The following is a 13,410-nucleotide window of genomic DNA, read 5'->3' as shown; positions in this document are numbered from 1 at the left end:
TTTGTTTGTTAGTTTGCGTTATCATAAAAATACCTATCTCTGCTTGTGTAATATATTTATAGTAAATCGTAATAATTTTGCATTAGTATATACTAATATTTTTTAGATTTTTCGTAATTAATTAATAGAAAAATGTATTATAATAATATTATGAAAATTTAAAAAAGTAAGAAAGAGGTAATATTATGAGAAGTGATATAAAAAAAGGAATAGAAGGAGCTCCAAAGAGAGCATTAATGTATGGAATGGGTCTTACTAAAGAAGAAATTGAAAGACCTTTAATAGGTATAGTAAATGCACAGAATGAAGTAATTCCTGGACACCTCCATCTCGATGAAATAGCGGAAGCAGCAAAAAATGGTGTTAGAATGAGTGGTGGTTTACCATTAGAATTTCCTGCTATAGGAGTATGTGATGGTATAGCTATGGGACATGTTGGGATGAATTATTCACTTGCTTCAAGAGAATTAATAGCAGATTCAATAGAAGCTATGGCTATGGCACATGGTTTTGATGCTTTAGTACTTATACCTAACTGTGATAAGATAGTACCAGGCATGTTGATGGCTGCTGCAAGACTTAATATACCAAGTGTTGTTGTGAGTGGGGGACCTATGCTTGCAGGTAAAAAAAATGGAAAAGTATATGATTTTAATTCTGCAATGGAAGGTGTTGGGGCTTGTAAAGATGGAACAATGAGTCAAGGAGAATTAGAAGAATTAGCTATGAATTCTTGTCCTGGATGTGGTTCATGTTCTGGGCTTTTTACGGCAAATAGTATGAACTGTTTAACAGAAGCATTAGGTATGGGTATTCCATATAATGGGACTGCTGCATCACATTCTGGAGAAAGAAAAAGAATAGCAAAATATGCAGGTATGTATGTTATGGAACTGCTTAAGAATGACATAAAACCTAGAGATATTTTAACAGTGAATGCATTTAAAAATGCGATAACTGTAGATATGGCAATGGCTGGTTCTACAAATACAGTACTTCATTTACCTGCAATAGCTTATGAAGCAGAAATAGAACTTAACTTAGATTTTTTTGATGAAATAAGTGAAAAAACTCCTTGTTTAACAAAATTAAGTCCAAGTGGGAAGCATCATATTGAAGATTTACATATGGCAGGGGGGATTCCTGCTATAATGAATGAACTTTCAAAGATAGAAGGAATAAACTTAGACTGTAAAACTGTAACAGGCAATACTATAGGAGAAAATATAAGAGATTGTAAAATAGAAAATGAGGAAGTAATACATACATTAAAAAATCCATATAGTGACCAAGGTGGACTTGCAATATTGAGAGGAAATCTTGCTATAAATGGGGCTGTTGTAAAAAAATCAGCAGTTGCAGAAGAAATGTTAGTTCATGAAGGGCCAGCAAGAGTTTTTAATTCAGAAGAAGAAGCTGTGAGTGCTATATTTAATAAAAAAATAAATAAAGGTGATGTTATAGTTATAAGATATGAAGGGCCAAAAGGAGGTCCAGGAATGAAAGAAATGTTATCTCCTACATCAGCAGTTGCGGGAATGGGACTTGATAAACATGTTGCACTTCTTACTGATGGGCGTTTTTCGGGAGCAACTAGAGGAGCATCTATAGGTCACATTTCTCCAGAAGCTATGGAAGGTGGTTTAATTGGAATAGTTGAAGAAGGTGATATAATTTCTATCAATATACCAGAAAAAAAATTAGAGTTAAAAGTAAATGAAATTGAGATAGAAAATAGAAAATTAAAATTTAGACCTTTAGAGCCAAAAATAAAACATGGATACTTAAGTAGATATGCTAAACTGGTAACATCAGCAAACACAGGAGCAGTATTGAAATAGTAGATTATGTTTAAGAGAGTTAAGGAAAGCTAAGTTAATATTAAATATAAAAAGGATATCTTAAATGCTCCAATGCTAATGAGGTGTCCTTTTTATATTAACTTATATACAGATATTGAATTTCTTACATATTAGAATATAAGTATAATTTTATTTTTAATATAATTCTCTAGATATTATTTATTTTATATACAATAAAATATGACTCCTAAAAATAAAAAATACATCATAAATATAAATAAGTGGATATAAGTTATTAAGCTGATTTATAAACTTACTATGAAAGCAAAATTATAATTTTTATAAGTAATAAAATTTTTAGGAGGATATGCAATGAATAAAAAAATGAAACTAATTCCTTATGAAATAAATGAGAATCTAAGAGGAGCAAAGAATAAGTTTCCATATGGAATAAAACAAATGAATGCGAGAGGAATGTGGGATGAAGGATATACTGGTAAAAATATTGTAATTGGTATAATAGATACAGGTTGTGATATTTCTCACCCTCTTTTAAAAGGTAAAATAATTGGTGGTGCAAACTTTAGTGATGATAGTAATGGAAATAAAAATATATATGAGGATTTTAATGGGCATGGAACTCACGTAGCAGGAATTATAGCTGCATCTAATTATAATAATGAGGTTATGGGAGTAGCTCCAGATTGTAAATTATTAATAGCAAAAGCATTAAATAAAGATGGTGTTGGGACATATCAAAGTATAATTAATGCCGTTAATTTTGCTGTAAATAAGAAAGTTGATATTATATCCATGTCTCTTGGAGGAAATAAAGATGACAAAAATTTAAAAAATGCAGTTTTACAAGCAGTAAAGAATAATATTTCTGTAGTGTGTGCAGCAGGAAATAATGGAGATGGAGATTCTAGTACAAGTGAGTATAGTTATCCAGCTAGCTATCCTGAGGTAATAGAAGTAGGTGCAATAAATGAAAGCTATTTAGTTGAAAAGTTTAGTAACTCAAATACTACAATAGATTTGGTGGCTCCAGGGAGAAATATTATATCAACCTATATGGATAATAAACTTGCTATTATGAGTGGAACTAGCATGAGTGCGCCATATGTATCAGGATCACTAGCATTAATCAAAGAATGGGCTAGAGAAGAATTTGAGAGAGATTTAGATGAAGCAGAGTTGTATGCACAATTAATAAAATGTACAAGAGCACTTGGAATACCTAGAACAGAACAAGGAAATGGGTACCTATATTTAAATCTTTATAAATACAAGAATACTGGGAAAAGATAATCTGTAATTTGATAATAAAAGATAGATATTGTACACAGTCAATACAAAATAGTAAAAAATATTTAAGTGTAGAATTTTATAGAGATAGATGACAATATTAAATAATAAAGCTATAGATACATTAGTTAATTAGGATTAGAAAAAATATACAGTATTATAGATAGCACATCTGAGAAAAGGTGTGTTCTTCTATATATCTGTATAGATAAAAATTTGTATATAAGAAGTATAAGGTAAATTAAGGTTAATATATGTATATGAAGATGTAAGATGCTTTGTAATATGGACAAGGATACTATTAGTAAAAAATATTCTTATGAAAGATTTAAAAATACAATGAAATATTATATACAAAGAAAGAAGTATAGAATTTAATTGATAAATATTATCAATAATTATTGAATTTCAAAATCAATTATGATATTATATATTTAGAAAAACAAAGAGATTTCAAATAAAGAAATCTTTTATTTTTTAAATCCTAGTTAGCAGTAGCTAACTATTGGTTGATTAAAAAATATTACAGGAGGTAAGAATGAGTAAAATATATATTGTTTATTGGAGTGGAACAGGAAATACTGAGAAGATGGCAAATTTTGTAGCTGAAGGTGTGAAGCTAAAAGGTAAAACAGCAGAAGTTTTAGATGTAAGCTTATTAAAACCAAGTGATTTAAAAGAAGAAAATAAATTTGCATTAGGTTGCCCATCTATGGGAGCAGAACAACTAGAAGAGGGGTATATGGAACCATTTGTAGCAGAATTAGAATCTATGGTATCAGGTAAACAGATTGGATTATTTGGCTCATATGGTTGGGGAAATTGCGAATGGATGAGAGAATGGGAAGAACGTATGCAAAATGCTGGTGCTACAATTATAGGTGGTGAAGGAATTACAGCAATGGAAGACCCAAATGAAGAAGCCAAAGATGAGTGTATAGAATTAGGTAAAATGTTAGCTGAATAAGTTGTGAGTATATATAACAACTAATAATAACAACATTATATATATATAATACTAAGAGAGACTAATATTACAATACATAAGAAAATATACTTAATAAAATAGATAAAATATTAGTCTCTTTTAGTATAAATCAAATTTATAAATTAATATCGTTTTTTATATGGTACAATCTCATCATAGAAAGACAATAATTGTTTAATAACATAAGTGATAAAGGTTGTATCTTGTGCAAAGCATATCTGCTCCAATATTAACCCATGTTTCAATGCTTTTCTTTTCTGTTGAAGGAAGGGTAACGAAGGGCATATCATATTTTTTACATATCTCAGCAGCTTGAGAAATCATATCTCTTATTTCAACTTTATTCATATGTCCATAAAATACCATATCTAAAGATAAATCACTAGGACTTAATGCTATAATATCAACACCTTTGACTTTTACTATTTCTTCAATGTTATTATAACCTGCTTTCTACTCAAGTAACATTATTTTTAATATTTCGTTATTTGCGTTTTTTATATAGTCTAAATAATTCATATTACCATAATAAGAAGCTCTTTGAGGATTGCACTCTCTTATACCATTTGGATGATAAGTGCAAGTTGATACTGCTTTTTCTGCATACAGTGCTGTATTAATAAATTGGAAACCTATAATATCTGTTCCCATATCCATTATAGGTTTAACAAGAGCAGGGTCGCTGTTTGCTAATCAAACTAAAGCAGCACCACCATCATGTACAGCTATCATATATTGATGAATATCTTTACGGTCTAAAGCACCATGTCCACCTTTAATCCAGAATCCTATCCAGACAGACCAACTAATTCACTTACAGATGAATCAGACAGTGAAACTGCCACTCCACACAATATTTTTCCTTTATTAAATTTTTCTTTAATCGTAATTATGTATTTTTGCATTTATATCATCCTTTCTTTTAGCAATTTGTTTTTACACTTCAAAGAATACAACTTCAACCTAGCTTGAAGTCAATACTTTTTTGTTGACTATTGTATAATGGATTTCTATAATGTTCTTATTCATATAAAGTTTTTGGGAGTGAAAGAATATGAAATATTCCTTTACTGATGTATCAAAAATAACAAATATTTCTTCATCGGCTGTTTGGTTTTATGAAGAAAAAATTTACTTCTTCCTATTAATAGAAAGCCAAGTAGTGTTCATTATTTCTCTGAAGAAGGCATAGAGCATTTGATATTCATAAAAGAATTAAAAAATTCTGGCTTATCTATTAAAGATGTCCATGAATGTTTTCATTTTTGTGATATGGGAGATGATACAATAGATAAAAGAATCAAATTGTTTCAGCAACACAAGCAAGACATTAAAATAAAATACATGAACTAGAAGATTGTATGGATAAAATAGATGAGAAGATATGTTATTTAAATGAAAAAAGATGTGTAAAAAATAGTTTTTGTGAAATAATTAAATAAATTTTTAATTTCTATAATATAAAGAATAGCATCAATTTGAACTATTTAAGTACGTTGTTCTAAGACGTATTTTACAAAAGATTAGATAATATTTTATATAGCTATTTCTCTATGTAATAAAAAAGAAAATTATGATAATATATATTAATGTAAGTGGTAAATATATTTCCATCTATAAATATGAGTATTTTTAAATGCTATAAATATAAATACTATGAATACTATGAATTTTTAAATATATAGTTAGATTTTTAAAAATATTATAATAGAGTTGTTACATTTGGAGGATGTTAGAATGTATGAATCAAGAGAAAATTATTTGGAGACAATACTTATTTTAGAAAAGACAAAGGGAATTGTAAAATCTATTGATATAGCTAAAAAGCTAAATTATAGTAAGGCAAGTGTAAGTAGAGCTATGAGAATCTTAAAAGAATATGGTCTTATTATAATGGAAGTTGATGGTGACATTATTTTAACTAAAGAAGGAAGAAAAAAAGCAGAAGAAATTTATGAAAAACATATTTTAATCACTAGATTTTTGGTAAATACATTGGAGGTTTCATCTGATATAGCTGAAAAAGATGCATGTAGAATAGAGCATATTATAAGCACAGAGACATTTGAAGGAATAAAAAAATATTTAGACAAAAACTAAGAGGTGAGCTTATGGAGTATTTTAGTGAGTCGAATAATGAAGTGCAAAAGTTTGATTGGGGAGAGGTTACATGGATACATGAGCCATCAAAAACACAATTTAATAGGCTTAGTGCTGGAATTGTAAAGTTTTTTCCAAAAAACTGCCAAGAAAAGCACTTTCATTTAAGTGAAGAACAGCTTTTATATGTAATTCAGGGAGAAGGAATACAAGTTATTGATGGTAAAAAGGTCAATATAAAGGAAAAATCAATAGTTTATTGCCCACCATATTCAGAACATGAAATTATAAATACTGGTAAAATTGATTTAGTAATATTAATCACTTATGTCCCTCATAAATTTTCAAGTTTGAGACAGCTACCTATAGTATTTTCTGAAAATACTATACAAGAATTAGTTAATATAAATATAATTGAAAATCTTGCAAATCAAATATCTAATATATTGAAGCTTAGAATATCTGTATATGATTCAAAACACAAAGCAATATTTGAGACTAAAAAAGAAACTAGATTTTGTGATATTTGTAAAAGTATAAAAGTGTGCAATAGAAAACTTGCAAAGAGTATGAATGATAATGATTTTGAAAAAATGTATCAATGTGAGTATGGTGTTTCTAGTTTGGAGATACCTATAGTATTAGAAGAAGATGTAGTTGGATATATAGAATGTGGGGATTTCATAATATACAAATCTATTGATATAGATAAGAATTTATCTAAACTGTCACGTAGTTCAAATATTGACATAAAATACATAAGTAAAATTTACAATGAACTTTCATTAATTCCAAAGAGTAGACTATATGTGTTAAAAGAAAATTTATTAATGATGTCTGAATTTATTCAGGAAATAGCTAAGAGAAATTTCTTTGAAAATCAGCTTAGCATAAAAGATGAGGAGATATTGAAGAATAGAAAGGAAAATATAAAGCTTGAAGAAGCACTTAAAAAAGCAAATAGTAAATTATTAGAAGAAAAGTACATTATCAATCCAATAGATATGTTCAATAATACTCTAAGAGAATATCCTTTTGAATTAGAACTTTCTATAGAGAAAGCAATCAAAGACATGAATTTAGACGGTGTTTATAATCTAATAGATACTAATAAATTAATGTATAATGATGTTAGAGATATTATTCAAGAAATGATATTTGTATTATCTAGAACTGTACTTAGGGACTTAGAAGATTTGAAGCTTATATCTTCTCTAAGAAATAAATACAATAAAAAAATATCACTTACAAATAGTGATGAAGATTTATGGAATATATTATTACAATTTTCTAAAGAGTGTATTGATAAGAATAGAGAGTTTTGGAGACAAGACAAGAGGAATTTGATTGAAAGTGTGAATGAATATATACAAAAATATTATAAAGAAAATATAAATTTAAATAGTATAGCAGAGGTATTTTTTATAAGTCCAAATTATTTGAGTTCTATTTTTAATGAAAAAAATAAAGTTTCAATAACTGAGTACATAAATCTTCTTAGAATAGACGAATCTAAAAAGTATCTATCAAATATAAATATGAGTATTAGCGATATTTGTAAGAAAGTAGGTTTTAATAATAGTAGTTATTTTTCACAAATATTTAAGAAGTTTAATAATATAACTCCAAATGAATATAGAAAAAATATGTTAGACAATAAAGAATAGACAATATTATGTAAGATATATGTTGTTAATAAATTTGAGATATAATATGTGGAGGAATTTTATGTTTGCAATTATTTTTTTATGTATAGGTGGTTTTTTAGCTGCCTTTGTAGATTCTATAGCAGGAGGGGGCGGACTTATAAGTATGCCCGTTCTCATGGCTATTGGAGTTCCTGTGCATCTTGCCATTGGTACAAATAAATTTGCTGCATCAGCAGGATGTATAAGTAGTGCTTATAGATATTCAAAATCTGGTAAAACCAATAATGAACTTTTAAAAAAATTAGTCCCATTTACTATTATTGGTAGCATTTTAGGTGTAAGATGTGTACTATCAATAAGTGAAGATATATTAAATGTTTTAGTTGTAATAATGATTTTAGTAGTAGCTATGTACACCTTTATTTCTAAAAACTTAGGTCAAGAAGATAATTTTGAAGGTATTAATAAGAAAAACCTAAGATTAGGTATGCTTATGGCTTTGGTAATGGGTTTTTATGATGGTTTTTTTGGACCTGGGACAGGTACTTTTTTAACTTTTGGATTTATAAAAATATATGGATATGATTTTTTACATGCTTCTGCAAATACAAAAATATTAAACTTAACAAGTAATATAACTTCATTGTTATTATTTATGATAAATGGTCAAGTATATTATAAGATTGCTATAGTGTTTGCACTAGTTATGATAATAGGTGCTTATGTAGGTGCTAAAGTTGCTATAAAAAAAGGTTCAAAGATGATAAAACCAATATTTTTAGCAATGGCATTGTTTATGGTTACAAAATTGGTATATCAAACGTTATTTTAATTGATTAACTTTTATAATTAATTGTGAGTTTTTATATTAAAATATATCAAATAATTTTATGAAAGTTCTAATTATCTTCTAATATAGTTCATATGTAATACACATATAAATTGTAATATTGTATATATAAAGGTTGTATATCAAAAAATATAAATTTGATTTTATGGGTATAAAATATATAATAATTTGTAGGAGGAGTTATTTATGAATATATCAAGAAGAGCTATGAAGATAATTGAATTGGCACAAAAAATTGCTAGTAAAAAAGGTGTTACAGTACAAGAAGCTTGGAATGATGCAATGAGAGAATACAAAGCAAAATATGAATACGTTGCATAATCGTATGCATTATATTTTAAATATAGGAAAGATATAAAGTAAAAGGGCTTAGAGTTAATCTCTAAGCTCTTTTATTTTTTGAAATTAAGATATTTGAATAGAAATAAAATGTGAGTAAAATCAACTTATTTACAAAGAATAAAAACTTTATTTAAGAATTTAAAACAACTATTTAGAAAAAAATCTAAATAGTTGTTGAAATATAATAATAGTTATGATATATTCTAATTAGATGAAATTCTAAATAGAGAGGTGATGGTGTTGGGTTTTCCAGAAACGTTTAAAGCTCTTTCAGACCCTGTAAGAAGAGAAATATTACTTATGTTAAGGGGGAATAAAATGTCAGCAGGAGAAATTAGTGAAAAATTTAATATGACAAATGCCACAATTTCTTATCATCTATCTCAATTAAAAAAGGCAGGACTCATATTTGAGACAAAGTATAAAAATTTTATTTTCTATGAAATAAATATTTCGGTTTTTGAAGAGGTTATGCTTTGGTTTTCACAATTTATGGAGAAGGGAGAAAAAGATAATGAAAAAAGCGATAAATAAGCAATTTATTTTATCTACATTAATATGTTTTATACCATTTATTGTATCAATATATTTTTATAAGAGACTACCAAATGAAGTTGCAATTCATTTTGATAGTTATGGGAATCCAGATAATTATGCTCCAAAGTTTATAGCAGCTTTTGGAGTACCATTATTAATGCTATGTGTTCATTTATATACATGGTTTAGACTTGAAAATGAACCTAAAAAGGCTAATTTTTCAAATGTTATGCAAAATTTATCAAAATGGGGAGTTGCTATACTTTCAGTCATCTTACAAATAATGATGGTTTTGTATTCAACAGGAATTAGTTTGGATTTTAATTTTTATACAGGATTGATTTTGGGGATAGTAGTTATTTTATTTGGAAATTATCTTCCTAAATGTAAGAGAAATTATTCTATGGGAATAATTTCACCATGGGCTCTTAATGATGAAGAAAATTGGAATAAGACACATCGTTTAGCTGGATGGATTTGGATTATTGGTGGGATATTATTAATTATTAATGCTTTTATTAGCATTCCTCTTTATAATATCTTTGTAATTTTTGTAATTATAATACTGCCATTTATATATTCTTATTTGCTATATAGAACTTCAATTAGAAATAACTAATACAATCAATTCCTATTATAATATTTGGATAAATAGAATACATTTCAGAGCTAAAATATATAATTAAAAATTTATTAATACACTTATTTTAGCTCTGAAAAAATATTCTTTAATAAAAATAGTAGTAGGTTATTAAAAGTTTTTGATAATCTATATAAATTAGTCTATTGAATGTAAATTAAAAGGTTTGATTTAATATTGAAAGGCTAAGTATAGTGTGATACTCTTATAAGAAATCATTTATAAATATAGGAGGCAGGACATGAACACTAAAGAAATGAAGGAATATAGAGAGTTTTACAATAAAAAATTAAATGAAACAGATGAATTTTTTAGAGTATTTGGAAGTCTTGATGATAAGACTTATTCAGAAGGAGCTATAAGCAAAAAAAATAAGGAATTAATGGGATTAGCTATTTCTATTTTAAGTCGATGTGATGAATGTATTTGTTATCATATTGAGGGGTGTATCAACTCTGGGGCAAGTAAGGATGAAATTATAGAAGCAATAAAAATAGGTGTAATTGGTGGTGGGTCTATTACATATCCAAATGCAAGGTTTGCAATAAAGGTTTTAGAAGAGTTTAATATATAATTTTGATAACAATAATTTATTGATAATAGGTTGTTTGAAATTGAATTAAATTTTATTCTTTTATTAATTTTTTATAATTCTCATAAATTTTAATAAAAAACTTTTACAAACAAAGTTTTGTTTACTGTATTTTATTATCAAGTTTCCTACAAATTAAATTGTCTATTTTTATTTATAGAGTAGAATAAACTGTTTTTGTTAAGAATTTTGAAAGTAAAATCAGACTAAAAAAATAAAGGCACTAATTTGTCTAACGTTTATTGGTGAAAAATAAACATATAGAAGTTATAATAAATATATAAAAATATATGAGAGGTGTTATATGTTTGGTAAACCAAAAGAAAGTGTTAGATTTCTAGACTTTAATGATGTAGCAGAAAAGTTTGGAGAAAAAAAAGCTGTTGCAATTTTTGATGCTATAGCTGGAAAAAAATCTAAAGAACATATTATCAAAGATATAGAAAAATTAGTGAAAAATGAAGTTTAGATATTTATAAGGTATATTGAGCTTGAGGGTAGCTCTTTATACCTTCTTTTTTATTGTTTTTGGATAATATTCTAATGTTTAGATTATATATTATAGAGATAATGTAATTTAAGTGATTACATATGCATTGTGTAGAGTATTTAATAAATGTGTTTAAATCTAGACGTGTAAATTTAGTAATATCTTATTAAGAATATAATTGAAAAATTATTAAGACTTTTAATTTAAATCTCTATAACTAAGTTTTTCTAAGTTTTAACAGTTTCGTTTTTTATTTAAATAAAAAAACTTATTGTTATAGATTAATATTTATATAGCAATAAGTCTTTATAGTTTAAAATTATAATCAGTTTTATAGAAATTATGATTTTGTAGAGAATCATATATAAAAATACTTTCTATAGGTAAAAATTAAATACTTACAGTAGATTATTTTTTAGAGTATCTAGATTAAGTTTTGAATCTTCATTATCTTTATTAAAGTATAACGCTTTATTAAAGTATTGTTGAGCTTCATCAAATCTTTTATGAAACATGAGTATAACTCCTTTTAAGTTATACACATTGCTTGCATTTTTTTTATAGTCAGAATCCTTTTTATCTAGGAACTTTAAAGACTTATTAATTGAGTCTAAAGCATCGTATGTGGCATCTGGATAATCAGGAAATCCATCGAAACGCATATAATTACATGCCTGTGCATAATAAAGATTTGAGTCAGTAGAATTAATACTAATAGCTTTTTTTAGTATGACTTCAACTTCTTCAAAGATTTTTAGTCCAAAATCATCAAGTTTAAGTTGAGCAAAATCCATACTATTAATACCAAATTCTTTTTTGAAATCTTCATACAACAAGAGTTTGTATTTGTTATTTTCAACTACAAAGTATCTATTCACCTTTAAAGAATCATCTTTTTTATAAAGGAGATTTTTTATTTCAAAAGTTTCTTCTAATTTAACTACATTTTTATACTTTTTTCCGTCATAGTTATAAGTTTCTATGGTTTTTTCTTTATCTATTTTATAACTAATTATTCTTTTTGTTTTAACTAAAATATTTTGAAATTCTTCAAGATTCTCCTGACTAATTTTTTTCTTGCTATCTTTGCTTAATAAACTATATGCTGCTTCATAGTCACCAGAGTTCATTCTATCAATATATTTTTTTGCTACTTCACTAGCGCTTTCTTTTAGAGAACATCCTGCTACAGATATTACAATTGATAATGTTAAGAGTAAAGTTATGCCTTTAGTAATATTCATAATGTAATCACCTAATAATTAAATTTTATTAATTATATTTTAGCATCAAATATTGAATAAGTCATCAGCTTTAAAGTATATAAAGAAGATAGTTTAATAAAATTAAAAACCTAACTCTGATAACCAACTTATTAGTTTATTTTCTCTCTCTTTTAAATCATTACTATTAAATTTTCCTAATTTAATTTCACCAACAATCATACCATCAGACATAAATAATACTCGTTCTGTCTTTGCTGCTACTTTGACGTCATGAGTTACAAGCATAATAGTTGTTCCTAATTTATTAATAGCTATAAGAATATCCATTACTTCATTTGTTAGCTTGGAGTTAAGTGCACCTGTAGGTTCGTCTCCAAATAAAATTTTCGGGTTGTTAATTAAAGCACGACATATGGAAGCCCTTTGAAGTTGACCTCCCGAAACCTGAGTAATATCCTTATTTTTTATTTCCGAAATATTCATTTTTTCCATAAGTCTTGTCGCTCGTTCATTGATTATTTGACGACTTTCTTCTTTATTTAAGTAAGCTGAGAGAATTATGTTGTCAAATATATTTAAGTTTTTAAGTAAATTACTTTGTTGAAATATAAAGCCCATATTTTTTAATCTAAGTTTTGATAATGCTTCTTCGGACATATTAGAAATCATTTCACCTGAAAAATTGACTATACCAGATGTTAATTTATCCATTCCGCTTATGTTATGCAGTAATGTTGATTTACCAGACCCAGAAGCACCCATAATAGATATAAATTCTCCATATTGAATTGATAAATCTATTCCTTTTAAAACTTGCTGTGTATTTCCTTTAGCAATAGTATACTCTTTAATAATTTTTTTAGCTTCTACAATATTATTCATAACA

16 protein-coding genes and 1 pseudogene are annotated in these 13,410 nt (G+C 26.6%); 13 read left to right on the top strand and 4 right to left on the bottom strand.

Translation table 11 applies throughout. The features are described from left to right. Positions 1–185 precede the first annotated feature (185 nt). From ilvD to ACTG44_RS10485, 3 genes are all read left to right on the top strand, one after another. Complete coding sequence (ilvD, locus tag ACTG44_RS10495; protein WP_479920434.1) at positions 186–1,841, top strand: dihydroxy-acid dehydratase; 1,656 nt, start codon at positions 186–188, stop codon at positions 1,839–1,841. Between the two features lie 333 nt (positions 1,842–2,174). Continuing rightward, entirely contained in the window at positions 2,175–3,113 is a 939-nt protein-coding gene (locus tag ACTG44_RS10490; RefSeq protein ID WP_479916849.1) for a S8 family peptidase, read from the top strand. Positions 3,114–3,648: 535 nt separating this feature from the next. Next, entirely contained in the window at positions 3,649–4,077 is a 429-nt protein-coding gene (locus ACTG44_RS10485) for a flavodoxin (protein ID WP_021384808.1), read from the top strand. Between the two features lie 195 nt (positions 4,078–4,272). Here the strand turns inward: ACTG44_RS10485 and ACTG44_RS10480 are convergent, their stop codons facing one another. Next, positions 4,273–4,497: a hypothetical protein gene (locus ACTG44_RS10480; protein ID WP_479921698.1), complete on the bottom strand. Its 225-nt coding sequence runs from the start codon at positions 4,495–4,497 to the stop codon at positions 4,273–4,275. 54 nt (positions 4,498–4,551) lie between these two features. Continuing rightward, the gene (locus tag ACTG44_RS10475) at positions 4,552–4,749 is read right to left on the bottom strand and encodes a hypothetical protein (RefSeq protein ID WP_479920433.1); all 198 of its coding nucleotides are present in this window, start codon (positions 4,747–4,749) and stop codon (positions 4,552–4,554) included. 492 nt (positions 4,750–5,241) lie between these two features. Here ACTG44_RS10475 and ACTG44_RS10470 point away from each other — a divergent pair. The 10 genes and pseudogenes from ACTG44_RS10470 to ACTG44_RS10425 all read left to right on the top strand — a co-directional run. Continuing rightward, a pseudogene (locus tag ACTG44_RS10470) lies at positions 5,242–5,292 on the top strand (hypothetical protein); the annotation flags it as partial. Between the two features lie 3 nt (positions 5,293–5,295). Continuing rightward, positions 5,296–5,451, top strand: a complete 156-nt coding sequence (locus ACTG44_RS10465; protein ID WP_479920432.1) for a MerR family transcriptional regulator — start codon at positions 5,296–5,298, stop codon at positions 5,449–5,451. Positions 5,452–5,835: 384 nt separating this feature from the next. Then, positions 5,836–6,198 carry a metal-dependent transcriptional regulator gene (locus tag ACTG44_RS10460; protein ID WP_021384817.1) on the top strand — a complete coding sequence of 121 codons (363 nt, stop codon included), beginning with the start codon at positions 5,836–5,838 and terminating at the stop codon, positions 6,196–6,198. Positions 6,199–6,209: 11 nt separating this feature from the next. After that, the gene (locus tag ACTG44_RS10455) at positions 6,210–7,865 is read left to right on the top strand and encodes a PocR ligand-binding domain-containing protein (protein WP_479920431.1); all 1,656 of its coding nucleotides are present in this window, start codon (positions 6,210–6,212) and stop codon (positions 7,863–7,865) included. Between the two features lie 61 nt (positions 7,866–7,926). Further along, positions 7,927–8,679: a sulfite exporter TauE/SafE family protein gene (locus tag ACTG44_RS10450; protein ID WP_021384789.1), complete on the top strand. Its 753-nt coding sequence runs from the start codon at positions 7,927–7,929 to the stop codon at positions 8,677–8,679. A 204-nt stretch (positions 8,680–8,883) separates the two neighbouring features. Then, on the top strand, positions 8,884–9,018 hold the full coding sequence (locus ACTG44_RS10445; protein ID WP_021384793.1) for a hypothetical protein: 135 nt from the start codon (positions 8,884–8,886) through the stop codon (positions 9,016–9,018). Between the two features lie 255 nt (positions 9,019–9,273). Further along, positions 9,274–9,573 (top strand): autorepressor SdpR family transcription factor, encoded by a 300-nt coding sequence (locus ACTG44_RS10440; protein WP_479916814.1) that lies wholly within the window; start codon positions 9,274–9,276, stop codon positions 9,571–9,573. Beyond that, the gene (locus ACTG44_RS10435; RefSeq protein WP_479916813.1) at positions 9,554–10,195 is read left to right on the top strand and encodes an SdpI family protein; all 642 of its coding nucleotides are present in this window, start codon (positions 9,554–9,556) and stop codon (positions 10,193–10,195) included. The genes ACTG44_RS10440 and ACTG44_RS10435 overlap by 20 nt, the downstream gene beginning before the upstream one ends. A gap of 262 nt (positions 10,196–10,457) precedes the next feature. Then, positions 10,458–10,790, top strand: a complete 333-nt coding sequence (locus ACTG44_RS10430; protein ID WP_021384788.1) for a carboxymuconolactone decarboxylase family protein — start codon at positions 10,458–10,460, stop codon at positions 10,788–10,790. Positions 10,791–11,112: 322 nt separating this feature from the next. Continuing rightward, positions 11,113–11,277 (top strand): hypothetical protein, encoded by a 165-nt coding sequence (locus ACTG44_RS10425; RefSeq protein WP_003424195.1) that lies wholly within the window; start codon positions 11,113–11,115, stop codon positions 11,275–11,277. A gap of 419 nt (positions 11,278–11,696) precedes the next feature. Here ACTG44_RS10425 and ACTG44_RS10420 read toward each other — a convergent pair whose 3' ends face one another. Both ACTG44_RS10420 and ACTG44_RS10415 read right to left on the bottom strand, forming a co-directional pair. Continuing rightward, positions 11,697–12,542, bottom strand: a complete 846-nt coding sequence (locus ACTG44_RS10420) for an NTF2-like N-terminal transpeptidase domain-containing protein (protein ID WP_479920430.1) — start codon at positions 12,540–12,542, stop codon at positions 11,697–11,699. 102 nt (positions 12,543–12,644) lie between these two features. Then, positions 12,645–13,406, bottom strand: coding sequence for an ABC transporter ATP-binding protein (locus ACTG44_RS10415; RefSeq protein ID WP_479920429.1), 762 nt, complete (start codon positions 13,404–13,406; stop codon positions 12,645–12,647). Between the last annotated feature and the right edge of the window lie 4 nt (positions 13,407–13,410).

This window comes from Clostridioides sp. LIBA-2809 (assembly GCF_056688965.1).
The sequence above is the reverse complement of the archived record's forward strand: the minus strand, read 5'-3'. Positions and strand labels throughout refer to the sequence as shown.

Coding starts and splice junctions, on each gene's coding strand:
- ilvD (WP_479920434.1), top strand. CDS start 186: ATGAGAAGTGATATAAAAAAAGGAATAGAAGGAGCTCCAAAGAGAGCA.
- ACTG44_RS10490 (WP_479916849.1), top strand. CDS start 2,175: ATGAATAAAAAAATGAAACTAATTCCTTATGAAATAAATGAGAATCTA.
- ACTG44_RS10485 (WP_021384808.1), top strand. CDS start 3,649: ATGAGTAAAATATATATTGTTTATTGGAGTGGAACAGGAAATACTGAG.
- ACTG44_RS10475 (WP_479920433.1), bottom strand. CDS start 4,749: ATGGGAACAGATATTATAGGTTTCCAATTTATTAATACAGCACTGTAT.
- ACTG44_RS10460 (WP_021384817.1), top strand. CDS start 5,836: ATGTATGAATCAAGAGAAAATTATTTGGAGACAATACTTATTTTAGAA.
- ACTG44_RS10455 (WP_479920431.1), top strand. CDS start 6,210: ATGGAGTATTTTAGTGAGTCGAATAATGAAGTGCAAAAGTTTGATTGG.
- ACTG44_RS10450 (WP_021384789.1), top strand. CDS start 7,927: ATGTTTGCAATTATTTTTTTATGTATAGGTGGTTTTTTAGCTGCCTTT.
- ACTG44_RS10445 (WP_021384793.1), top strand. CDS start 8,884: ATGAATATATCAAGAAGAGCTATGAAGATAATTGAATTGGCACAAAAA.
- ACTG44_RS10440 (WP_479916814.1), top strand. CDS start 9,274: ATGGTGTTGGGTTTTCCAGAAACGTTTAAAGCTCTTTCAGACCCTGTA.
- ACTG44_RS10435 (WP_479916813.1), top strand. CDS start 9,554: ATGAAAAAAGCGATAAATAAGCAATTTATTTTATCTACATTAATATGT.
- ACTG44_RS10430 (WP_021384788.1), top strand. CDS start 10,458: ATGAACACTAAAGAAATGAAGGAATATAGAGAGTTTTACAATAAAAAA.
- ACTG44_RS10425 (WP_003424195.1), top strand. CDS start 11,113: ATGTTTGGTAAACCAAAAGAAAGTGTTAGATTTCTAGACTTTAATGAT.
- ACTG44_RS10420 (WP_479920430.1), bottom strand. CDS start 12,542: ATGAATATTACTAAAGGCATAACTTTACTCTTAACATTATCAATTGTA.
- ACTG44_RS10415 (WP_479920429.1), bottom strand. CDS start 13,406: ATGAATAATATTGTAGAAGCTAAAAAAATTATTAAAGAGTATACTATT.